19 protein-coding genes are annotated in these 21,461 nt (G+C 72.6%); 14 read left to right on the forward strand and 5 right to left on the reverse strand.

Annotation, left to right across the window (positions count from 1 at the left end; all coding sequences use genetic code 11):
- Window positions 1–16 precede the first annotated feature (16 nt).
- From ABZ877_RS14200 to ABZ877_RS14220, 5 genes are all read left to right on the forward strand, one after another.
- Window positions 17–1,477, forward strand: coding sequence for a glyceraldehyde-3-phosphate dehydrogenase (locus ABZ877_RS14200; protein WP_361069562.1), 1,461 nt, complete (start codon window positions 17–19; stop codon window positions 1,475–1,477).
- Between the two features lie 311 nt (window positions 1,478–1,788).
- Window positions 1,789–2,739 (forward strand): TauD/TfdA family dioxygenase, encoded by a 951-nt coding sequence (locus ABZ877_RS14205; RefSeq protein WP_361069565.1) that lies wholly within the window; start codon window positions 1,789–1,791, stop codon window positions 2,737–2,739.
- Between the two features lie 141 nt (window positions 2,740–2,880).
- Window positions 2,881–4,053: a histidine kinase gene (locus tag ABZ877_RS14210; RefSeq protein ID WP_361069568.1), complete on the forward strand. Its 1,173-nt coding sequence runs from the start codon at window positions 2,881–2,883 to the stop codon at window positions 4,051–4,053.
- The gene (locus ABZ877_RS14215) at window positions 4,050–4,706 is read left to right on the forward strand and encodes a response regulator transcription factor (protein ID WP_361069571.1); all 657 of its coding nucleotides are present in this window, start codon (window positions 4,050–4,052) and stop codon (window positions 4,704–4,706) included. The genes ABZ877_RS14210 and ABZ877_RS14215 overlap by 4 nt, the downstream gene beginning before the upstream one ends.
- Before the next feature lie 145 nt (window positions 4,707–4,851).
- The gene (locus tag ABZ877_RS14220; RefSeq protein ID WP_361069574.1) at window positions 4,852–6,960 is read left to right on the forward strand and encodes an MMPL family transporter; all 2,109 of its coding nucleotides are present in this window, start codon (window positions 4,852–4,854) and stop codon (window positions 6,958–6,960) included.
- Between the two features lie 282 nt (window positions 6,961–7,242).
- On the opposite strand, the gene ABZ877_RS14225 is transcribed toward ABZ877_RS14220, so the two are convergent.
- The 4 genes from ABZ877_RS14225 to ABZ877_RS14240 all read right to left on the reverse strand — a co-directional run bounded on the left by ABZ877_RS14225 (window position 7,243) and on the right by ABZ877_RS14240 (window position 10,500).
- Window positions 7,243–7,716 carry a thioesterase family protein gene (locus ABZ877_RS14225; protein ID WP_361069577.1) on the reverse strand — a complete coding sequence of 158 codons (474 nt, stop codon included), beginning with the start codon at window positions 7,714–7,716 and terminating at the stop codon, window positions 7,243–7,245.
- Window positions 7,713–8,675, reverse strand: coding sequence for a 3-hydroxyacyl-CoA dehydrogenase NAD-binding domain-containing protein (locus tag ABZ877_RS14230; protein ID WP_361069580.1), 963 nt, complete (start codon window positions 8,673–8,675; stop codon window positions 7,713–7,715). Before ABZ877_RS14230 ends, ABZ877_RS14225 begins: the two co-directional genes overlap by 4 nt.
- Window positions 8,675–9,577 carry a 3-keto-5-aminohexanoate cleavage protein gene (locus ABZ877_RS14235; protein WP_361069583.1) on the reverse strand — a complete coding sequence of 301 codons (903 nt, stop codon included), beginning with the start codon at window positions 9,575–9,577 and terminating at the stop codon, window positions 8,675–8,677. The genes ABZ877_RS14230 and ABZ877_RS14235 overlap by 1 nt, the downstream gene beginning before the upstream one ends.
- A gap of 95 nt (window positions 9,578–9,672) precedes the next feature.
- Window positions 9,673–10,500, reverse strand: coding sequence for a TetR/AcrR family transcriptional regulator (locus ABZ877_RS14240; protein WP_361069585.1), 828 nt, complete (start codon window positions 10,498–10,500; stop codon window positions 9,673–9,675).
- Between the two features lie 203 nt (window positions 10,501–10,703).
- Here ABZ877_RS14240 and ABZ877_RS14245 point away from each other — a divergent pair, with 203 nt between their 5' ends.
- The 4 genes from ABZ877_RS14245 to ABZ877_RS14260 are packed head-to-tail and all read left to right on the forward strand — an operon-like array spanning window position 10,704 to window position 14,047.
- Window positions 10,704–11,708 (forward strand): ABC transporter substrate-binding protein, encoded by a 1,005-nt coding sequence (locus ABZ877_RS14245; RefSeq protein ID WP_361069588.1) that lies wholly within the window; start codon window positions 10,704–10,706, stop codon window positions 11,706–11,708.
- Complete coding sequence (locus ABZ877_RS14250; protein WP_361069990.1) at window positions 11,708–12,466, forward strand: ABC transporter permease; 759 nt, start codon at window positions 11,708–11,710, stop codon at window positions 12,464–12,466. Before ABZ877_RS14245 ends, ABZ877_RS14250 begins: the two co-directional genes overlap by 1 nt.
- On the forward strand, window positions 12,463–13,266 hold the full coding sequence (locus ABZ877_RS14255; protein WP_361069591.1) for an ABC transporter permease subunit: 804 nt from the start codon (window positions 12,463–12,465) through the stop codon (window positions 13,264–13,266). Before ABZ877_RS14250 ends, ABZ877_RS14255 begins: the two co-directional genes overlap by 4 nt.
- A complete protein-coding gene (locus ABZ877_RS14260; RefSeq protein WP_361069594.1) occupies window positions 13,259–14,047 on the forward strand; it encodes an ABC transporter ATP-binding protein in 789 nt (262 codons plus the stop codon). The genes ABZ877_RS14255 and ABZ877_RS14260 overlap by 8 nt, the downstream gene beginning before the upstream one ends.
- On the opposite strand, the gene ABZ877_RS14265 is transcribed toward ABZ877_RS14260, so the two are convergent.
- Entirely contained in the window at window positions 14,023–15,054 is a 1,032-nt protein-coding gene (locus tag ABZ877_RS14265) for a hypothetical protein (RefSeq protein WP_361069597.1), read from the reverse strand. The two genes, ABZ877_RS14260 and ABZ877_RS14265, sit on opposite strands and share 25 nt — an antisense overlap.
- 89 nt (window positions 15,055–15,143) lie before the next feature.
- Here ABZ877_RS14265 and ABZ877_RS14270 point away from each other — a divergent pair, with 89 nt between their 5' ends.
- The 5 genes from ABZ877_RS14270 (at window position 15,144) to ABZ877_RS14290 (ending at window position 21,458) form a co-directional block, all read left to right on the forward strand.
- Window positions 15,144–16,898 carry a histidine kinase gene (locus ABZ877_RS14270; protein WP_361069599.1) on the forward strand — a complete coding sequence of 585 codons (1,755 nt, stop codon included), beginning with the start codon at window positions 15,144–15,146 and terminating at the stop codon, window positions 16,896–16,898.
- On the forward strand, window positions 16,895–17,533 hold the full coding sequence (locus ABZ877_RS14275; protein WP_361069993.1) for a response regulator transcription factor: 639 nt from the start codon (window positions 16,895–16,897) through the stop codon (window positions 17,531–17,533). The genes ABZ877_RS14270 and ABZ877_RS14275 overlap by 4 nt, the downstream gene beginning before the upstream one ends.
- Window positions 17,534–17,895: 362 nt before the next feature.
- Window positions 17,896–19,083, forward strand: a complete 1,188-nt coding sequence (locus ABZ877_RS14280) for a thiolase family protein (RefSeq protein ID WP_361069602.1) — start codon at window positions 17,896–17,898, stop codon at window positions 19,081–19,083.
- 32 nt (window positions 19,084–19,115) lie between these two features.
- A complete protein-coding gene (gene fabG / locus ABZ877_RS14285) occupies window positions 19,116–19,874 on the forward strand; it encodes a 3-oxoacyl-ACP reductase FabG (protein ID WP_361069605.1) in 759 nt (252 codons plus the stop codon).
- Window positions 19,875–19,940: 66 nt separating this feature from the next.
- On the forward strand, window positions 19,941–21,458 hold the full coding sequence (locus ABZ877_RS14290) for a long-chain fatty acid--CoA ligase (protein ID WP_361069607.1): 1,518 nt from the start codon (window positions 19,941–19,943) through the stop codon (window positions 21,456–21,458).
- Window positions 21,459–21,461 lie beyond the last annotated feature (3 nt).

A 21,461-nucleotide genomic window follows, 5' to 3' on the forward strand; every position in this document is an offset into this window, starting at 1 on the left:
CTCGAAAGAGACGCACGTGACTGTCAATGACGACTCGTTCACCAATTGGAAGCACCGCGAGGAGACCGCGGAGTCGATGATCCCGATCATCGGGAAGCTGCACAGGGAGCGGGACGTCAACGTCCTGCTGCACAGCCGCTCCTTGGTGAACAAGTCGGTGGTCAGCATCCTCAAGACCCACCGATTCGCCCGGCAGATAGCCGGCGCCGAGCTCTCGGTCACCGAGACGATGCCGTTCCTGCGCGCCCTCGCCGGCCTCGACCTGGGCCCCTCGCAGATCGACATCGGCATGCTCGCGACGACGTACCGCGCCGACGAACGCGGGCTCTCCGTCGAGGAGTTCACCGCCGAGGCCGTCGCGGGGGCCCTGGGCGCGGCCAAGATCGAGCGCGGCGCCGGACGCGACGTCGTCCTCTACGGCTTCGGCCGCATCGGCCGCCTCGTCGCCCGCCTCCTCATCGAGAAGGCGGGCTCCGGCAACGGCCTGCGCCTGCGCGCCATCGTCGTGCGCGGCGGCGGCGAGCGGGCCGCCGAGGACATCGTGAAGCGGGCGTCGCTGCTGCGCCGGGACTCCATCCACGGCCAGTTCCAGGGCACGATCACCGTTGACGAGACGAACGGCACGATCAACGCCAACGGCAACGCCATCAAGGTGATCCACGCGAACGACCCGTCGGAGATCGACTACACCGACTACGGCATCCGCGACGCGATCCTCATCGACAACACCGGCAAGTGGCGCGACCGCGAGGGTCTCTCCCAGCACCTGCGCCCCGGCATCGACAAGGTCGTCCTGACCGCCCCCGGCAAGGGCGACGTGCCCAACATCGTCCACGGCGTCAACCACGACACCATCAAGCCGGACGAGCGCATCCTGTCCTGCGCCTCCTGCACCACCAACGCCATCGTGCCGCCGCTCAAGGCCATGGCCGACGAGTACGGGGTCCTGCGCGGCCACGTCGAGACGGTCCACTCGTTCACCAACGACCAGAACCTGCTCGACAACTACCACAAGGCCGACCGGCGCGGCCGCTCGGCGCCGCTCAACATGGTCATCACCGAGACCGGCGCCGCCTCCGCCGTCGCCAAGGCGCTGCCCGACCTCAAGGCGCCGATCACCGGCAGCTCGATCCGCGTGCCCGTCCCCGACGTGTCGATCGCCATCCTCAGCCTGCGCCTCGGCCGCGAGGCCACCCGCGAGGAGGTCCTCGACTACCTGCGCCAGGTCTCGCTGACCTCACCGCTCAAGCGGCAGATCGACTTCATCAGCGCGCCCGACGCCGTCTCCAGCGACTTCATCGGCTCGCGCCACGCCTCCATCGTCGACGCGGGCGCGACCAAGGTCGACGGCGACAACGCGATCCTCTACCTCTGGTACGACAACGAGTTCGGCTACTCGTGCCAGGTGATCCGCGTCGTCCAGCACGTCTCCGGCGTGGAGTACCCCACCTTCCCGGTCCCTGTCCCGGTGGCCTGAACCGCACCCCGACCGCCGCCCCCGCCGAACGCGGGGGCGGCGCGCTCTTGACGCGATGATCATCCTCGGCGCAGGATGAGGGCATGTTCACCTATCGCGCCCACGCGTTCGGAACGGCCACCGCGCCGGACCGATGTGGTTGCGCGCGCAGCGGCTTGTAGCAGGACCGCCGGTCCCTCGTCGCTTCCTTCTCCGTACGTTCCGCGGGCCCCCTGGACCTCTTCGCGTGGGCCGCGCCCGTACGGCTCCCCCTCGCGTCTCCCGCCACCGCCGCGAGTACGCGATCACCGCGCGCCTTCCGGAGAGTGCCCATGTCCGTGACGGAACTGTCCCCCGAAACGCCTGCCATCGCCCCCCTGCGCCCCGCGCCCATTCCCGCCGACGGCCTCTACGAAGGGCGGCGCCTGCTGCGCCGTACGCCCGACGGATGGCGCGAGCGCCCCTACGAACTGTTCGAGCTGGTCCCGCAGGCGGCCACCATCGGCGCCGAGATCCGCGGCCTCGACCTCGCGCGCCCGCTCACCGACGCCCTGCGCGAAGAGCTGAACCGGGCCCTGCTCGAATGGAAGGTGCTGTTCTTCCGCGGCCAGCACCTCAGCAGCGACAGCCAGCGCCGATTCGCGCTCAACTGGGGCGAGTTGGAGACCAACCCGCTCCTGGAGCGCGGCGACAGCGACGACGTCGCACGCTTCGACAAGGGCGCCGCGGGCACCCCGTCGTTCGAGAACGTGTGGCACACCGACGTCACCTTCCGCGAGCGGCCCGCCATGGGAGCCGTACTGCAACTGCGCGAGGTCCCGCCGTTCGGCGGCGACACCATGTGGGCCGACATGGCCGCCGCCTACGACAACCTCCCCGACGACGTGAAGGCCCGCATCGACGGAGCCGTCGCCGAGCACGACTTCCTGCCCGGCTTCCGCCGCTTCTACGGGCCCGAGCGCCTCGCCCGCTGGCAGGACACCTTCCCGCCCGTCCGCCACCCGGTCGTGCGCCGCCACCCCGAGACCGGACGGCGCATGCTCTTCGTCAACACCTCCTTCACCACCCGCATCGTCGGCCTCGACCGCGCCGAGAGCGACCGCCTGCTGCGGCTCCTCTTCCAGCAGGCACACGTCCCGGAGTTCCAGGTCCGCTTCCGCTGGCAGGCGGGCGACGTCGCGTTCTGGGACAACCGCGCCACGCAGCACTACGCCGTCGCGGACTACGGCGACGCGCGCCGTGTCGCCGAGCGCGTCGCCATCGCGGGCGACCGGCCGTACTAGACCGCACGCGGACCAGAACGTACGGGGACCAGAACGTACGGGGACCGAAATATCCCTCGCACCGGCGAGGACCCACCGGGCCGGGCGGCCGATACTGGCCCCGCCCGGAGGGTCCCGTCACGCGCCGCGAGGAGTCGTCCCATGCGTCTGCCGCGCACCACGTCCCCGTACCTGACCTCGCCGTACGTCGTCGACGGCGCCCTCGCCGCGCTGGTCTTGTTCGCCGTGTCGCTCCAGTTCCTCTTCCCCGACCGCGACGGCGACCCGCTGTCCTGGCAGGGGTTCCTGCTCGGCGCGGGCACCGCCGTGCCGCTGGTGTGGCGGCGCCGGGCGCCGATGACGTGCGCGTACACCGTCGCGGCGTTCACCACCGCGATGGCCCTCCACCACGCGCCGCCGCCCGACGTCGTGTACGGCGGTCTCGTCGTCCTCTACACCGTCGCCGCCTACTGTCGCAGCGGGCCGCGCCGCTTCATGCTCACCGGGTGGGTGGTGTTCGGCTCGGTGACGATGGCGATGAAGGAACACGCCGAACCGTTCGAGTACGCCTTCCACCTGCTGAGCTTCCTCAGCGCGTACGGCTTCGGCATCCTCGCCCGGCTGCAACGCGCCCACACCGCCACCCTGGAGGCGCACGCCCGGACCCTGGAGCGCGAGCGGGAGACCGACCGGGCCCGTGCCGCCGCCCGCGAGCGCGCCCGCATCGCCCGCGACATGCACGACGTCCTCGCCCACGCCGTCAGCCTCATGGTCGTGCAGGCCGAGGCAGGGCCGGTCGTGGTGCGCAGCCGCCCCGAGCGGGCGGAGGCCGCGTTCGACGCCATCGCGGGCGCGGGCCGCGACGCCATGGTGCAACTCCGCCGCATCCTCGGCGTGTTGCGCGACCCCACCGACCTCGGCGACGACGTCCGGGCCCGCGCCCCGCAGCCCGGCCTCGACGACCTGCCCGAGCTGCTCCACCGGGTCGACGCGACCACCGGCCTGCGCGTCACCCTGCGCTCCACCGGCCACCCCCGCCCCCTCGGCCCCGACACGCAGACGGCCGCGTACCGCATCGTCCAGGAGGCACTGACCAACACGGTCAAGCACGCGTACGCTGCCCGGGCGGACGTACAACTCGACTGGGCGGAGCGGGAGTTGACCATCACCGTGACGGACGACGGCACCGGCCCCGGACCGCGCGCGAACGGCGGCGGGCACGGGCTCGTCGGCATCCGGGAGCGCGCCACGGCCTGCGGCGGCACCGCGCACGGCGGCCCGGGGCCCGAGGGCGGGTTCCGGGTGCGTGCCCGCCTGCCACGGGCCGCCCCATGAGTATCCGCGTCGTCGTCGCCGACGACCAGGAACTCGTCCGCAGCGGCTTCACGATGATCCTGGAGGCGCAACCCGACATCGAGGTCGTCGCCGAGGCGGGCGACGGCGACGAAGCGGTCACCGCGGTCCTGCGCCACGCCCCCGACGTGCTGCTCCTCGACATCCGGATGCCCCGCGCGGACGGCCTGGAGGCGGCGCGCCGCGTGTGCGCGCAGTCCACGTGCCGCGTCGTCATGCTGACGACGTTCGACCTCGACGAGTACGTGTACGAGGCGCTGTACGCCGGTGCGTCCGGGTTCCTGCTCAAGGACGTGCGCCGCGACGACCTCGTGCACGCCGTCCGCGTCGTCGCGGCGGGCGACTCCCTCCTCGCCCCGTCCGTGACCCGCCGTCTCGTCGCCGACCTCGTCCGCCGCGGCCACCGGAGCGCCACCCCGCCGAGCCTCACCCAGCTCACCGCCCGCGAGACGGAGACGCTGCGCCACCTCGCGCGCGGCCTCACCAACGCGGAGATCGCCCGCACGCTCCACGTCAGCGAGCACACCGTCAAGACGCACGTCAGCAACGTGCTGAGCAAGCTGGGGCTGCGCGACCGGGTGCAGGCGGTGATCCGCGCGTACGAGTCCGGGCTCGTGACGCCCGCCGCCGACTGACCTCCCACGCGCGGGCGATCCGACGCGGGCCGCCTCACCCGCGCGGACGAGCCCCGGAACCGCCCGCCCCGGCGATCCGCCCGCCCCCTCCGAGCCGCCACGCTGACCGGGTCCCTTCGGCCCACCGGACCTCCGAGGAGGAGCCGTGCTCAGCGCACTCGCCCGGACGGCGACCCGCCGCCCCCGCACCGTGATCCTCATCTGGCTGGCCCTGATCGCGCTCGGTCTCGGCCTCGGCACCGGCGTGTTCGGCCGGCTCTCCGACGCCGTGCCCGACGTGCCCGGCACCGAGTCCGACCGCGCCGAGGCGCTGCTCGAACGCCTCGACCCGCGCGGTGAATCCCTCACCGCCGTCGTCCAGGCGCCCCGCGTCACCGACCCGCGGGTACGCGCCACGGTCGGCCGCGCCGTCGCCGACCTGCGCCGCATTCCCGGTGTCGCCGACGTCCCCGACCCCTACGCCGAACCCGGCCTCGCCGCCGAGGACGGCCGGGCCCTGATCGTCCCCGTCACGCTCGCGGGCGGGCTCGACGACGACGCGGAGGACGCCGCCGTGGACGCCGCCGCCGACCGCGTCGAGGAGATCGACGGCGCCGAGGCGCACATCAGCGGCGGCCCCCTGCTCGGCAAGCAGCTCGGCGAGCGCGCCCAGGAGGACGTGCAACGCGCCGAACTGCTCTCCTTGCCGGTCGTCCTCGGCCTGCTGCTGCTGATCTTCGGCGGGCTGCGCGCCGCCGGTCTTCCGCTGCTCGTCGCCGTGAGCGGCGTCGCGGGCGCCTTCCTCGCCCTGTTCGGCTTCAGCCAGATCACCGAGATCTCGGTCTACGTCGTCCAGGTGACGACGATGCTCGGGCTCGGCCTCGCCGTGGACTACGCGCTCCTCATGGTGGTCCGCTTCCGCGAGGAGCGCCGCGCGGGCGGCGACGTCGCCGGGGCCGTGCACCGCACCGTGGAACGCGCGGGCCGCACCATCCTCTTCTCCGGCCTCACCGTCGCCGTCAGCCTCAGCGGGTTGCTCGTCTTCCCCAGCCCGTTCCTGCGCAGCATGGGGCTGGCCGTCGCCGCCGTCGTGGTCGTCGACATGCTCGCCGCGCTGACCCTGCTGCCCGCGCTCCTCGCCCGCTTCGGCAAGCGCATCGCCCCGCCCAAGCCGCGCGCCCCTGGCGAGGAGGGCCGCGTCTTCGCCCGGCTCGCCCGGTTCGCGGGCCGCCGCCCCGTCGCCGTCCTCACCCTGGGCGTCCTCGGGCTCCTCGCCTTGGCTTTTCCCGTCACCGGCATGCGCATCGACATCGGGGACGCCCGCCAACTGCCCGCGTCCACCGAGGCGCGGCAGGTGTACGACGCGGTGCACGCGCACTACCCAGCCGGGACGGGCGTGGACCCGGTGACGGTCGTGGCGCGGCCGGGGACGGACGCGGCATTCGAGCGGCGGGTGGCGGCGCTGCCGGGCGTGGCGTCGTCGCGGGCACGGACACTGGACGACGGCACGCGGGTGCTGCGCGTCGAGCCGGCGGGTTCGGTGGACGGGGGCACGGCGACCCGGCTGGTCACCGACATACGGGAGGTACGGGGGTCCGACCCGGTCGTGGTCGCCGGGACGGCCGCGCGGCTCGTCGACTTCCGGCAGATGCTCGCCGACCGCACGGCCTGGGCCGCGCTCACCGTCCTCGCCGGGATCCTGGTCCTGCTCTTCGCCTTCACCGGCTCGGTACTGATCCCCCTGCGCACGGTCCTGACGACCCTGCTCAGCCTGGGCGCCGCGCTCGGGGTCGTCGTGCTGGTCTTCCAGGACGGACACCTGGCCTCATGGCTCGGCGGGGAGGGGCTCGGCGCGCTGAGCCTCACCGCGCCCCCGCTGATCATCGCGATCGCGTTCGGCCTCGCCATGGACTACGAACTGTTCATCCTGGCCCGGATGCGCGAGACATGGCGCGCGACCGGTGACCCGGACCAAGCCGTGGTGGACGGCCTGCGCCGCTCGGGCCGCGTCGTCACCTGCGCGGCGCTGCTCCTCGCCGTCGTCTTCGGCGCCTTCATGACAGGCGGCTTCGCCCCGATCCTGGAAATCGGCCTCGGCCTCACCCTGGCGGTCCTGATCGACGCGAGCGTGGTGCGCCTACTGCTCGTACCGGCGTCGATGACCCTGCTCGGCCCCTTGGCCTGGTGGGCCCCGAGCCGCTTGCGGCGACTGCATGAGCGGTTCGGGGTACGGGAGGAGACCGAGGCGGGGGAGCGGACCGGGGCCGAGGCCTGAGAGCGAGCGCGGGGCGGGGTCTGGGTCGGGTGTTGGGCGGGTCCGGGCCGGGTGCCGGGTGGGTCCGAGGGCGGGTGCTCGCGAGGGTTGCGGACGAGCGTCGTTCCGGGCCCCGCGAGGTGCCCGGACGGCGCCGTTTTCGGCTGCCAGAGTTTCGCACCCGCCGTTCCCTGGCGCCGCGAAGCGCCGGCCCGCGAGGTGACCGGACGGTGCCGTTCTCGGATGCCAGGGGCCCGCACACGCCGTTTCCGGGCGCCGCGAAGCGCCCCGGACGCGTCTTCCTCAGCCCACCGCCGCGATCGACCTCCCCGCCCACTCCGGTGCCGGCTCCGTCAGTTCCACGAACCGTTCCCGGATCGCGGGCGGGAACTCGGTTGCGCGGCTCGCCCGCTGGTCGACGTGGAGTGCGAGCAGTTCTGTCGTCGCCACCGGTTCCGCGTCCGGGGCCGGGGTGCCGGACGCGTTCTGGACCACGTACATCTCGTGCGTGAACCGCGCCTTCCTCGCGGCGGCGCCCAGTACGCGCGTGCGGAGGGCGAGGTGGGCGCCCTCGGGGACGTCGCGGAGGAAGCGGAGGTGGGACTCGACCGTGTAGAGGGAGCAGCCGGTCGACTCGCGGTACGCGGAGTGCAGGCCCGCCTCGATCATCAGGGCGTCGGTGGCGTGGCCGAAGGCGAGGACGTAGAACGCCTCGCTCATGTGGCCGTTGTAGTCGATCCACTCGGGGTGGACCGTGCGGTGCAGAAGGGGGATCAACGGTCCTCCCCCTTCCGGCCGAGGCGGCCCGTCGCGCGCAGGACGGCGATGACACCCTGGTCGCGTTCGGCCACGAGGTCCGCGATGGTGCGCCCGTCCGCCGCGTCGTCGCACCCGGCGACCACCGCGTCGTACAGGGCCCGGTCCAGTTCCGGCGCGTCGAGGCGGGTCCAGGGCGCCTTCAGGGACGGGCCGAAGTGGTCGAGCATGTGCGCCATGCCGCCCTCGCCGCCCGCGAGGGCGAACGTCAGCATCGGGCCCATGACCGCCCAGCGCAGGCCGGGCCCCTCGGTGATCGACGCGTCGATGTCCCGTACCGTCGCCTCACCGTTGGCGACCATGTGCAACGCCTCGCGCCACAGCGCCTCTTGGAGCCGGTTCGCGATGAACCCGGGCACCTCGCGCTCCATGGTGATGACCGACTTGCCCGCCACCTCGTAGAACCGGGAGGCCCACGCGACGGCGGCGGCGTCCGTCCGCTCACCGCCGACGACCTCGACGAGCGGGATCAGGTACGGCGGGTTGAACGGGTGTCCGACGACCAGGCGCGACGGGTCCGCGGCCGTCGTCTGCATGTCCGTCATCGGGTAGCCGGAGGTCGAGGAGGCGATGACGACACCGGGCGGGGCCGCCGCGTCAAGCCGGGCGAGCAGATCACGCTTGAGATCGAGCTTCTCGGGTGCGCTCTCCTGCACGAACTCAATGTCCTCCACGGCCAGTTCGAGGCTCGGGGCCACCGTGAGGCGGTCGCGGGACGCGCCCTCCGCGAGGCCCAGCCGAGTGAGCGCGGGCCAGGCCGCGTCGACCAGGCGGCGCAGCCTCGGCTCCGCGTCCGGTGCCGGATCCCAGGCCGTGACGTCGTAGCCACGGGCGAGGAAGTGGGCGACCCAGCCGCCGCCGATGACACCGGCGCCGACGCAGGCGACACGGCGCACTTCTTCCGGAGTGACCGGGCTCATCAGCGGTTCTCCTTCCGGGCACGCAGGCCGAGCATCTCGCGCGCCTCGTCCGGAGTCGCGACGCGCGTGCCGAGCGACTCGGTGATGGTCACGGCCCGCTCGACGAGCTGCGCGTTGGTCACCTTGTTGCCCTTGCCGAGGTACAGGTTGTCCTCCAGGCCGACGCGGACGTGACCGCCGAGCAGGATCGACTGCGCCACCCACGGCATCTGCATCCGCCCGAGCGCGAAACTCGCCCAACGGGCGCCGTCCGGCAGCATGTTCACCATGGACTGGAGCACGCCGGGGTCGGCCGGCGCGCCCCACGGGATGCCCATGCACAACTGGAAGACGGTCGGATCGTCGAGCAGCCCCTCGGCGAGCAACTGCTTGGCGAACCACAACTGTCCCGTGTCGAAGATCTCCAGCTCGGGCCGCACCCCCAGCTCCTGGATGCGACGGGCGCCGGCCCGGAGCATGTCGGGCGTGGAGACGTACAGGCTGGAGCCGTCGCCGAAGTTGAGGGAGCCGCAGTCGAGCGTGCAGATGTCGGGGAGCAGCTCCTCGACGTGCGGGAGCCGTTCGAGGCCGCCCACGAGGTCGGTGCCGGGGAGATGGGTCAGCGGGTCGTCGGGGTCGACGACCAGGTCACCGCCCATGCCCGCGGTGAGGTTGATGACGACATCGGTGCCGGTCTCCCTGATCCGCTCGACGACCTCGCGGTACAGCTTCGGGTCGCGGGACGGGGCGCCGGTCTCCGGATCACGTACGTGGATGTGGACGACGGCGGCGCCTGCCTGTGCGGCCTGCACCGCGTTCTGGGCTATCTGCTCCGGGGTCACGGGGACGTGGGGGCTCTTGCGGACGGTGTCGCCCGCGCCCGTCAGGGCGCAGGTGATGATGACGTTCTCGGTGATGGGCATGTGGGGGCCTCCCGTGTGGCCTTCTCGCCGTTGGGCTGTTGTGGTGTGCGCGGGTGCGGGCCGTGTGTGGTTGCTCGCGCCGTTCCCCGCGCCCCTTACGGGGCTTTCAGCAGCGCCGTTCTCACGTGTGTCTCCAGGGCTGTCTGCATCGCGGCGGGGGCGATCCCCGAGGCCAGTACCTGGGTCGCCAAACCGTCGATCAGCGCGGTCAGCGTCAGCGCCGCCGCCTCCGGGTCCGTCGCCGCGCGGAACACGCCCTGCGCGACCCCTCTCCGTACGACGTCGGCGACCGTCTCGCGCCACTGCCGGTAGTACTCGGCGTGCAGCCGGCCCACCGCCGTGGAGCGCGCCGCCTCCGCCCACAGATCGAGCCAGACCGCCCACTGGCGGCGCTGCTGCGCGGTGCGCGGCGTCTGCAACTCGATGAGCTGGGCCAGCTCCGCGACCGCGTCGTCCGCCGAGGCGAGGCGCGCGGCGCGGCGTGCGGTGTCCTCGTCCATGCACCAGCGCACGGCGGCTTCGAGGAGGTCGGCGCGGCCGGGGAAGTGGTAGTGGATGGCGGCGGTGCTGGTGGCGCAGGCGCGGGCGATGTCCGCGACCCGCACCGCGTGGAAACCGTGCTCGGCGATCAGCCGGACCGTCTCGCGGACGATCTGCAGCGGCCGCCCGCCCTCGACGGGCGCGGCGACGGCCGGTGCCTGCTCCCGCTCCCGGGGTGAGCGGGTGCCGAGCAGCCAGCCGACGTCCACCCGCCCCTCGTCGGCGATCCGTGCCAGCTCGGCCGCGGTGAAGCGGCGGGTGCCGCTCAGCGACCGGGACAGCTTCGACGGGTCCATGACGATGCGGCGCGCGAACTCGCGCTGGCTGACGCCCACGGCCGCGATGACCTCGCGGACCCGGGCGGCGGTGTCGGTGGTCTCCACGCGGCCCGACCCTAGTCAGGTGTTGAGCAGAACTCAACACCCGTTCCCGAGAAACTGGCTGTTTCACGAGGCTATTGCGCCCCTGACTTATGCGTCAGTCAGCATCACATCGCAATGCCCGCCCCTGTGTGAAGGGGGCAGTCATCGGCATTGACCCGGTGGGGCGCGGGCTCTATGTTCCCGCTGAGTCCCAGGGGGGATCCATGTCTCGCACCGGTCGCACTCGTCGTACCCGTCGCACCTTCCTCGCGCTCGCCGCCGCGGTCTCGCTCACGACCGCGGCGGCCTGCGATTCCGACTCCGACTCGGGCGCCAACGGCTCACGCTCGCCCACGAACGCAGCGGGGGAGACGACGGTGAAGCTCGGCGTCATCCCGATCCTCGACGTCGCGCCGATCTACCTCGGCCAGCAGAAGGGCTTCTACCGCGAGCACAAGCTCCGGCTCGCCCTGTCCACGGCGCAGGGCGGCGCGGCGATCGTGCCCTCCGTCGTCAGCGGGCAGACCCAGTTCGGCTTCTCGAACGTCATGTCGCTGATGATCGCCCAGTCCAACGGCGTCCCCGTCGAGGGTGTCGTCAACGGCGTCAACTCCACCGGCAAGCCGGGCGCCGACTTCGGCGGTGTCGTCGTGAATAAGGACAGTCCCCTCAAGACCGCCAAGGACCTTGAGGGGAAGACGGTCGCCGTCAACACGCTCAAGAACATCAATGACACCACCGTCCGCGAGTCCGTCCGCAAGGCCGGCGGCGACCCCTCCAAGGTCAAGTTCGTGGAGATGGCCTTCGACCAGATGCCCGCCGCCCTCTCCGGCGACCAGGTCGACGCGGCGCAGGTCGTCGAGCCCGCCCTCGCCACCGTCAAGGCGCAGGGCGGCCGCGTCATCGCCTCCAACTTCACCGACACCGCCCCCGACCTCACCGTGGCGATGTACTTCACCTCGACCACCTACGCCAAGAACCACCCCGACATCGTGGAACGCTTCACGGCCGCCACCAAGAAGTCCCTCGCCTACGCCGACAAGCACCCCGACGAGGCGCGGTCCATCCTCACCACCTACACCAAGATCCCCGACTCGCTCCGCGGCGACCTGATCCTGCCGCGCTGGCCCGAGACCGCCAACCGCGCCTCGATCGAAAAACTCGCCGAACTCGGGCAGAAGGACGGCCAGTTCAGGAAGGCCCCCGACCTGAACGCGCTCCTTCCGTGATCCTCGGCGCCCTCGGACTGCTCGCGTGCGCGGCGCTGTGGGAGGCGGTGGCGCGCACCGGTCTCGTCGACCCCGCCTACTTCCCGCCCTTCACCACCACCATGAACGCCCTCGGCGACGAACTCACCGACCCCGCCTTCTGGACGGCCCTCGGCTCCACCCTCACCGGCTGGGCGGTCGGCCTCGCCCTCGCGACGCTCGCCGGGGTCGTCGCGGGAGTGGCCATGGCGACCGTCCCGTATCTGCGTGAGATCACGGCCTCCACGGTCGCTTTCCTGCGCCCGATCCCGTCCGTGGCGCTCATCCCGCTGGCCGTCCTGCTCTACGGCACGGAGCTGCGCTCGGTGCTGCTCCTCGTCGTCTACGCCGCGTTCTGGCAGGTCCTCGTGCAGGTCCTGGACGGGGTCCGCGACGTCGACCCGGTCGCCGACGACACCGCCCGCGCCTTCGGCCTCGGCACCTGGGCCCGCGTCCGGCACGTCGTGTGGCCGACCGCCCTGCCGTACGTGATGACGGGCGTCCGGCTCGCCGCGGCCGTGGCCCTGATCCTCGCCATCACCGCCGAACTCGTCATCGGCGCACCGGGGTTGGGTACGCGCATCGCCGTCGCGCAGACCTCGCAGGCGGTGCCCGAGATGTACGCGCTGATCGTGGTCACCGGATGCATGGGGGTGTTGATCAACACGGGGGCGCGCCTGGTGGAGCGACGCGCCCTGGTCTGGCACCAGTCGGTACGGAGGGAGGCGACCCCCGCATGATCACGAAGACGGTCCGTACGGTCCGTGCGGTCCTCCTCACCCTCGGCCTGCCGTGTCTCCTCGTCGCCGTCTGGTGGCTGGCCTCCGACTCCAGCCGGAGCGTCTACGCGCCGCCGCTCCGCACGATCCTGGCCCGCTTCGACGACGTATGGACGGCGGACCGCATCCGTACCGACGTCGTGCCGAGCCTGCTGCGGCTCGCGGCCGGGTACGCCTCGGCGGCGCTCGCGGGCGTGCTCCTCGGCGTCGGGATCGGCCTGTCCCGCACGGCCCGCACCGTCTGCGAACCGGCCCTGGAGTTCCTGCGCGCCGTGCCCCCGCCGGTCCTCGTCCCCGTCATCATGCTCTTCGCGGGCATCGGCGACACGATGAAGATCGCCGTCATCGCCTCGGGCTGCGTCTGGCCGGTCCTGCTCAACACGGTGGCCGGGGTGCGGGCGGTAGACACGGTGGCGACGGAGACGGCGCGCGCGTACGGGGTCACGGGCGCGGCCCGCCTGCGCTCCCTGATCCTCCCCTCGACGAGCCCGCAGATCTTCACCGGCCTGCGCCAAGCCCTCTCCATCGGCGTCATCCTCATGGTCATCAGCGAGATGTTCGCCGCGAGCAACGGCCTCGGCTACACCGTCGTCCAGTTCCAGCGCGGCTTCGCCGTCCCCGAGATGTGGACCGGCATCCTCGTCCTCGGTCTGCTCGGCGTCGCCCTCGCACTCCTGTTCAGCCTTGTCGAGCGGCGGGTGCTCGCCTGGTACCACGGCTCGCGGGGCGCACGACGGAGGGCGGGGAGCGGCGGTGCTTGAGGTCAAGGGGCTCCGGAAGGTCTACGAGGGGTCGGGGCACCGGAGCGTGGAGGCGCTGCGGGACCTGACGTTCCGGGTGGCCGACGGCGAGCTGGTGTGCGTCGTCGGCCCGTCGGGCTGTGGAAAGACGACGCTCCTGAAGTGCGTGGCGGGCCTGCTCCGCCCCACGGACGGCACGGTCGCCCTGGACGGTTCCCCGGTGACCGGCCCGCGCCCCGGGCTGGCCGTCGTCTTCCAGGAGTACGGGCGGAGCCTGTTCCCGTGGATGCGGGTCGCCGAGAACGTTGAACTGCCGTTGCGGCAGCGCCGGTCCCTCTCCCGCACGACACGCCGCGCACGGGTCGCCGAAGCCCTCGGCGCGGTCGGCCTCGCCGGGGTCGGCCGCGCCTACCCCTGGGAACTCTCCGGCGGCATGCAGCAACGCGTCGCCATCGCACGGGCGCTCGCCTACGAGCCTGAAGTGCTCCTGATGGACGAGCCGTTCGCGGCGGTGGACGCGCAGACGCGGGCGGAGCTGGAGGATCTGGTGCGGGGACTGTGGCGGGAGCGGAGCATGACGGTGCTCTTCGTCACGCACGACATCGACGAGGCGGTGTACCTGGGGGAGCGGGTACTGATCCTGACCCCTTCGCCGACGGTGGTCCGGGAAGAGGTCCCCGTCGACCTGCCGCTGGAGCGGGACCAGTTGGTGACGCGGGCGGACGAGAGGTTCGTGGGGTTGCGGAGCCGGGTGCTGGGGCTGATCCGGGGGGACGGTCAGGTGGAGAAGAGGCTGGGGTAGTGGCGTGCGAGGACGCGGCGGAGACGCAGCCGAGTCGGCTGCGGCACACGGGATTCCGCGTGGGCCAAGTCGACGGCGAGCGCGATGAACTCCTCGACCCGCTCCGTGACGACGGCGGGCAAGCGCTCCCGGTCGCGGTGGTACGCGGTGAGCAGAAGGTCCACCACGCGGTCGAGCGCGGCGAAGTGCCCCGGGAGCGTGCTCATGCCGCGCAGGACCCGCGTGTAGCAGGCGGCGAGTTCGGCGGCGGGGGTCGCCCGCGCGTCGTCGAGCAGGAGGCACAGCAGATCGTGCGCGAGGGATGTCGCCGGCGCCCCTTCCCCGGGCACGAACGTCAGCACCGCCGGACCCAGATTGCGGAACACGGGGTCGGGCGCCGCCAAGCAGAGTTGCGCGTACAGGGCGCGGTACCGCGCCACGGCGGCGGGCGGCACCTCCCGCACGGTCGTCCCGTGGAACGCGTCCCGCTGCGTCTCCGTCATCCGCTCCCACAGGGCGAGGCCGCTCACGAACGCGGCGAAGCGTGAGGCGAGGCCCTGGTACCAGAGCGTCAGGTAGGCGTGGAAGTCCTCGTGCGGCTCCGGGTACGGCAGGTCCAGCGTGAGCAGCTCCCGCACCAGGTGTTCCCCGGCGCGCGCTCCGGCCACCGTCATCTGCTCGTCCCGCGTCAGCTCCACCTCGTCCAGCGACAGGGGCAGCTCGGCCGCGCCCAGCGCCTCGAACCACGCCACCACCACGATCACCGTGTGCGCCGCCCGCAGCACCTCCGTCCGCTCGGCCCGCGCCGTCGCGCGCCCGAGACGTTCGCCGAGCCCCCGCACCGCGTCCCGGCCCGCCCCGATGATCCGCCCGCGCCCCGAGACGATGCCGAGCACCGTCCCGCTCACCCCACCCGTGGCCACGTTCAGGGCCCCGCCGAGCGCCCGGTCCAGCGCGGCCACCCGTTCGGAGTCCACCCCCAGCAACTCCAGCGCGTCCGCGAACGACAGCAACCCGCGTGACCCCACGATCGATCCCCCCGTCTCCCCGTCCCGGGTGCGCTCTACACTACGAACGCGTTGCACCCCGTGCACCCGAATGGCTTACGGTGTGGCGCGTGGACAGTCAGGGGAAGCGGGCGGTTCGGCTGCGCCTGACCGGGGCCGCCGGGGTCGCTGTCGTGTCGGGTGCGGCGGGGTCGTGGGCGTACGCGCGGGCGGGCGCGTCCGCGGGTGATCTGGTGCGGGACCTCGCGGTGGGCTGGGCGTACGTGGTCGCCGGGATGATGGCCTGGCGGCGCAGGCCCGCCAACAACACCGGCCGGCTCATGGTGATCGAGGGCATCACCTGGTTCTTCGGCAATCTGCAGGGCACCGCGGTGCCCGCCCTGTTCGCCTTCGGCGCGTGGTGGGAAGCGCTGAACATGGCCGTGCTGCTGCATCTGGTCCTGTCCTTCCCCGAGGGGCGGCTCACCACGGTCCTCACGCGCCGCCTGGTGCAGTGCGCGTACGCTCTCGTCGCTGTCGGCGGCCTCGTGCGCACCCTCATGTTCGATCCGGCGGCCGACACCGGGGCCACCTACCTGGACTGCCGGGACTGCGGCCCGAACCTCCTCCTCGTACCGTCGTGGCACGGCGCGTTCGACGCCTTCGACGCCGCCTACCACGCGGCGGGCTGGGCGGTCTCGGTGGTCGCGGCCGTCGCGATCGTGCTGCGCTGGCGCCACGCGTCCGCCGCGCGCAGGCGGGCGCTGCTGCCCGCCTGGATCGGCATCGGCATCGCCGTCGTGTTCCTGATGTGGGACATGCTGTTCTACGTCGTGCCGTGGTTCGGGGAGGTCGGGTCCGTCGCCGAGCAGTCGGTGTATCTGCTCTCCGACCTCGCGCAGGTCGCCGTTCCGTTCGCCTTCCTCGCCGGGCTCCTGCGGATGCATCTGCAGCGCGCCGAGGTCAGCGGGCTCGTCATCGACGTTGGCGCCGACCCCGACCCGGCGAGGGTGCGCGAGGCGCTGGTCCGCGTCCTCGGCGACCCGACGCTGCGGCTCGGGCTGTGGCGCGAGGAGCGGCGGGCGTACGTGGACGGGGCCGGTGGCGAAGTGAGCCCCGAGGGGCCGGGGCGGACCCCGGTGCGCGCGGCCGACGGGCGGCCGCTCGCGCTGCTGCACCACGATCCGGCCCTGCACGAGGACCCGGAGCTGCTTGAGTCCGTCGCCGCCGCGCTGCGGCTCGCCCTGGAGAACGTGTGGCTGCGCACCCGCGCCAAGGACGTCGCCAGCCGCATCGTCCAGGCCGCCGACGCCGAGCGCGGCCGCCTTGAGCGGAACCTGCACGACGGGGCGCAGGCCCGCCTCGTCTTCGCCCTCATGTCGGTGCGGCGCGTCCAGCGGGGACTCGCGGACCACCCCGACGAGACGCTGCGCGCCGCCGCCGGGGAGGCCGAGTCGAGTCTGCGGCTCGCCATCGAGGAGCTGCGCGGCCTCGCCCAGGGCATCCATCCGGCGGTCCTCACCCGCGAAGGGCTCGGGCCCGCGCTGACCGCGCTCGCGAAGGAGGCCGCGCTGCCGGTCGTCGTCGCCGCCGAGCCGCGCCGCTACGAACCCCTCGTCGAGACCACCGCCTACTTCACCGTCTGCGAGGCGCTGTCGAACGCGGCCAAGCACGCGGGGGCCCGCGCCGTCAGCGTCTCGGCCCGCCATCAGGACGGGCGGCTCGTCGTGGAGACCGTCGACGACGGGATCGGCGGCGCCGACACCTCGCGCGGCACCGGGCTGCGCGGCCTCGCCGACCGGCTCGCCGCCGTCGACGGCGTACTGCACATACACAGTCCCGCGGGCGGCGGGACCCGGATCAGGGCGGAGCTTCCGTGCGGGTGATCGTTGCCGAGGACTCGGCGCTCCTTCGACAGGGGATCGTGCGGCTCCTCACCGACGAGGGGGTCGAGGTGGCCGCGGAGTGTGCGGACACCGGGCCGCTGCTCGCGCTCGTCGCCACGCACGAGCCGGACGCCGTGCTGCTCGACATCCGGATGCCGCCGACCCACACCGACGAGGGACTGGTCGCGGCCGCCGCGATCCGCGCCGCCCACCCGGGTACCGGGGTGCTGCTGCTGTCCCAGTACGTGGAGACGACGTCCACGGTGCAGGCGCTGGCCGAGCGGCCCGAGGGGTTCGGCTATCTCCTCAAGGAGCGGGTCGCCGACGTCGACGAGCTGCACAGCGCGCTGAAGCGGGTCGCGGCGGGGGAGACCGTGCTCGATCCGCTGGTGGTGGCCCGGCTGATGAACGCGCCGGGCACGGCGGGGCCGCTGGAGGAGCTGACCGGCCGTGAGCGGGACGTCCTGGCCCTGATGGCGGAGGGCCGGTCGAACGAGGCGATCGCACAGCGGCTCGTCATCGGCGGCAAGACCGTCGAGACGCACGTCCGCAACATCTTCGGCAAGCTGGGCCTCGAACCCGACCTGCTCGAACACCGCAGGGTCATGGCGGTTCTCGCGTACCTGCGCGGCTGAGCCACCCGGCGCCGGGTTCTCGCGTATCCGTGCGGCCGAGCCCCCCAGCTACGGCCGCACGGATACGTGCGAGAGGTTCCGGCTGTCCGCTCCGGAGACGACGTCGTCCCCCGTTTTCCCCCGTGGTCCCCCGTCGTCGTCCGCGGAGCGGTGCCGGACCACCAATGTAGGGCGGGCCCGTGGCGGGTACATCAGGGTCAGCCCTGAGATCCGGAACCGGGCCCACCTTTTTGATCACGGCATGTCCCCATTTGATCACCGGATGATCGTCCGGGCTCCCCTTCACAGCTGCCCCGCGCCGGGTCTATAGTCCAAAACTAGCAGTGCTAATTAACCGCTGGCCCTGGCCCTGGGAGCTGACCGTGCGTTCCGTCCACTTCGCCGCCGCCCGCCGCACCCCGATCGGCAAGCTCCGCGGAGCGCTCTCCACGATCCGGCCCGACGACCTCGCCGCCTCCGTGGTGCGCGGCGTGCTCGCGGACGTGCCCGGACTCGACCCGGCCCGGATCGACGACATCTACTGGGGCGCCGCCAACCAGGCCGGCGAGGACAACCGGAACGTCGCCCGCATGGCCGCCCTCCTCGCGGGCCTGCCCGAGTCCGTGCCCGGCGCCACCGTCAACCGGCTCTGCGCCTCCGGCATGGAGGCCGTCACCACGGCGGCCCGCACCATCGCCGCCGGGGAGGCCGACATCGTCCTCGCGGGCGGCTCCGAGTCCATGAGCCGCGCCCCCTTCGTGCTGCCCCGCCCCGACGAGGCGCTGCCGCACCAGATGCAGACCTACGACACGCGCCTCGGCTGGCGCCTGGTCAACCCGGCGATGAAGGACCTGCACGGCGTCCTCGCGATGGGGGAGACGGCGGAGGAGGTCGCGGACCGGTACGGGATCTCGCGCGAGCGCCAGGACGCCTTCGCGCTCCGCAGCCACCAGCGGGCCGCCGCCGCCCGCAAGGACGGCCTCTTCGACGCCGAGATCCTGCCCGTCACCCGCCCCGACGGCGTGGTCGTCGACGCCGACGAGTGCATCCGCCCCGACACCTCCCTGGAGAAGCTGGGCGGCCTCAAGCCCGTCTTCCGCAAGGGCGGCTCCGTCACCGCGGGCAACGCCTCGCCGATGAACGACGGCGCGGCCGGCCTCCTAATCGTCAGCGAGGAAGCCCTCAACGACCTCGGCCTCGAATCCCTCGGCCGCTACGTCGCCGGAGCCTCGGCCGGAGTCCACCCCGACGTCATGGGCATCGGCCCGGTCCCCGCCACCCAGAAGGCGCTCGGCCGCGTCGGCTGGTCCATCGGCGACATCGAGGAGGCCGAGTTCAACGAGGCGTTCGCCGCGCAGGCCCTCGCCTGCGTCGACGGCCTCGGCATCGACCCCGACCTGGTCAACCCCACCGGCGGCGCCATCGCCCTCGGCCACCCGCTCGGCTGCTCCGGCGCCCGCATCCTCACCACCCTGCTGCACCGCCTGCGCCGCACCGGCGCCTCCCGCGGCCTCGCCACCATGTGCGTCGGCGTCGGCCAGGGCAGCGCGGTCCTCGTCGAGCGCGGCTGAACCCACCCACGGCGTAAGGAAGTCATACAGCAATGAGCAGGTTCACCGGGCGCGTCGCCGTCGTCACCGGCGCCGCGCAGGGCATCGGCGCGGCCACCGCCCTGCGCCTCGCCGAGGAGGGCGCGGCGGTCGCCGTCATCGACCTCACCGCCGAGCGCGCGCAGGCCACCGTCGACGCGATCGAGGCGAAGGGCGGCACGGCCCGCGCCTACGGCTGCGACGTCACCGACCAGGACGCCGTCGAGGCCACCTTCGCGCAGCTCCACGAGGACCTGGGCGGACTGCACATCCTCGTCAACAACGCGGGCATCACGCGCGACGGCATGTTCTTCAAGATGCCGAAGACCGACTGGGACACGGTCATCAACGTGAACCTCACCAGCGTCTACACCTGCTCGCAGGCCGCGCAGAAGTACATGTCGAAGCAGCGGTACGGAAAGATCGTCTCGCTGTCGTCGCGCTCCGCGCTCGGCAACCGCGGCCAGGCCAACTACGCCGCCGCCAAGGCCGGCATCCAGGGCTTCACCGCGACCCTCGCCATCGAGCTGGGCCGCTTCGACATCAACGTCAACGCCGTGGCGCCCGGCTACATCGCCACCGCCATGACCGCCGCCACCGCCGAGCGCGTCGGCTCCACCGCCGACGAGCACCAGCGGCTCGCCGCCGAACGCACCCCGCTCGGCCGCGTCGGACAGCCCGAGGACATCGCCGCCGTCGTCGCCTTCCTCGCCAGCGACGACGCCTCCTACGTCAGCGGCCAGACCCTGTACGTGAACGGCGGCGCCCGCTAGCCGAGCGCCGCAGCGACCTGGTTCAGAGCCGCACCAGAAGTCAGCACCGAACGGAGCACCACCCCCATGGCAACCCTCTCCCTCGCCGCGATCCTCGCCGAGTCCGCCCGCCGCCGCCCCGACAAGGTCGGCCTCGTGGAGGGCGAACAGCGCTTCACCTTCGCGGAGTTGTGGCTCCAGGCCCGCAAGCAGGCCGCCGCCCTCGTCGGGCTCGGCCTCCAGCCGGGGGACCGGGTCGCCCTGATGGCGCCCAACACGGCCGAGTTCCCGCGCGCCTACTACGCGGCGCTCGCGGCGGGCGCGGTGGTCGTCCCCGTACACCTGCTCCTGTCGGCGGAGGAGGTGCGGCACGTCCTCACCGACAGCGGGGCGACGCTGCTCCTGTGCCACCCGGCGCAGGCCGCGGTCGGCGAGGCGGCGGCGGAGGCGGCGGGGGTGCGGATGGTGCAGCTCTCCGCCGTCGGTGAGTTGGAGCGACTGACGGCCGCCGCCGAGCCGCTGCCGTCGTACGTCACCCGCGAGGCCGACGACCCGGCCGTCATCTTCTACACCAGCGGCACCACCGGCGTCCCCAAAGGTGCCGAGCTGAGCCACCTCAACCTCGTCATGAACGCCACGGTCAGCGCCTTCGACGCCAACGACGTGCGCGCCGACGACATCGCCCTCGGCGCGCTGCCGCTCTTCCACGCCTTCGGCCAGACCGTCTCCCTGAACGCGACCTGGCGCGCGGGCGCCACCCTCGTCCTCCTGCCGCGCTTCCACGCGGACCGCGCGATCGAGCTGATGGTCGCCGAGAACGTCAACACCTTCCACGGCGTCCCGACGATGTACGTGAACCTGCTCGCGGCGGCGCCGGACGTCGAGAAGCTGCCGCAGCTCAAGATCTGCATCTCGGGCGGTGCATCGCTCCCCGTAGCCGTCCTCGAAGGCTTCGAGAAGGCGTTCGGCGCCACCGTCCACGAGGGGTACGGCCTCTCCGAGACCTCCCCGGCCGCCGCCGCGAACCAGCCAATCTTCGGCGCCCGGCCCGGCACCATCGGGCAGCCGCTGTGGGGCGTCGACGTGGAGATTGCGCGGGCCGAGGTCGAGGACCGCATCGAACTCCTGCCCACCGACGAGCTGGGCGAGGTCGTCGTCCGCGGCCACTGCGTCTTCACCGGCTACCTCGGCCGCCCCGAGGCGACCGCCGAGGCCCTCGTCGACGGCTGGTTCCGCACCGGCGACCTCGGCACCAAGGACGCCGACGGATATCTGCGCATCGTCGACCGCAAGAAGGACATCATCATCCGCGGCGGCTACAACGTGTACCCGCGCGAGGTCGAGGAGGTCCTGATGCGCCACCCCGGCGTCGGCAACGCCGCCGTCATCGGCCTCCCCGACGACGTGCACGGCGAGGAGGTCTGCGCCGTCGTCGTCCCCAAGCCCGGCGCCACCCTCGACGCGGCGGAGCTGACCGCCTGGTCCAAGGAGCACCTCGGCAAGCACAAGTACCCGCGCCGCGTCGAGCTGACCGAACGGCTGCCGCTCGGACCCAGCATGAAGATCCTCAAGCGGGAGCTGCGGGCGGTGTACGGGGGTCAGTAGGCG

Source organism: Streptomyces sp. NPDC046939, from assembly GCF_040644575.1.
In the GTDB taxonomy this organism is placed as follows: domain Bacteria; phylum Actinomycetota; class Actinomycetes; order Streptomycetales; family Streptomycetaceae; genus Streptomyces.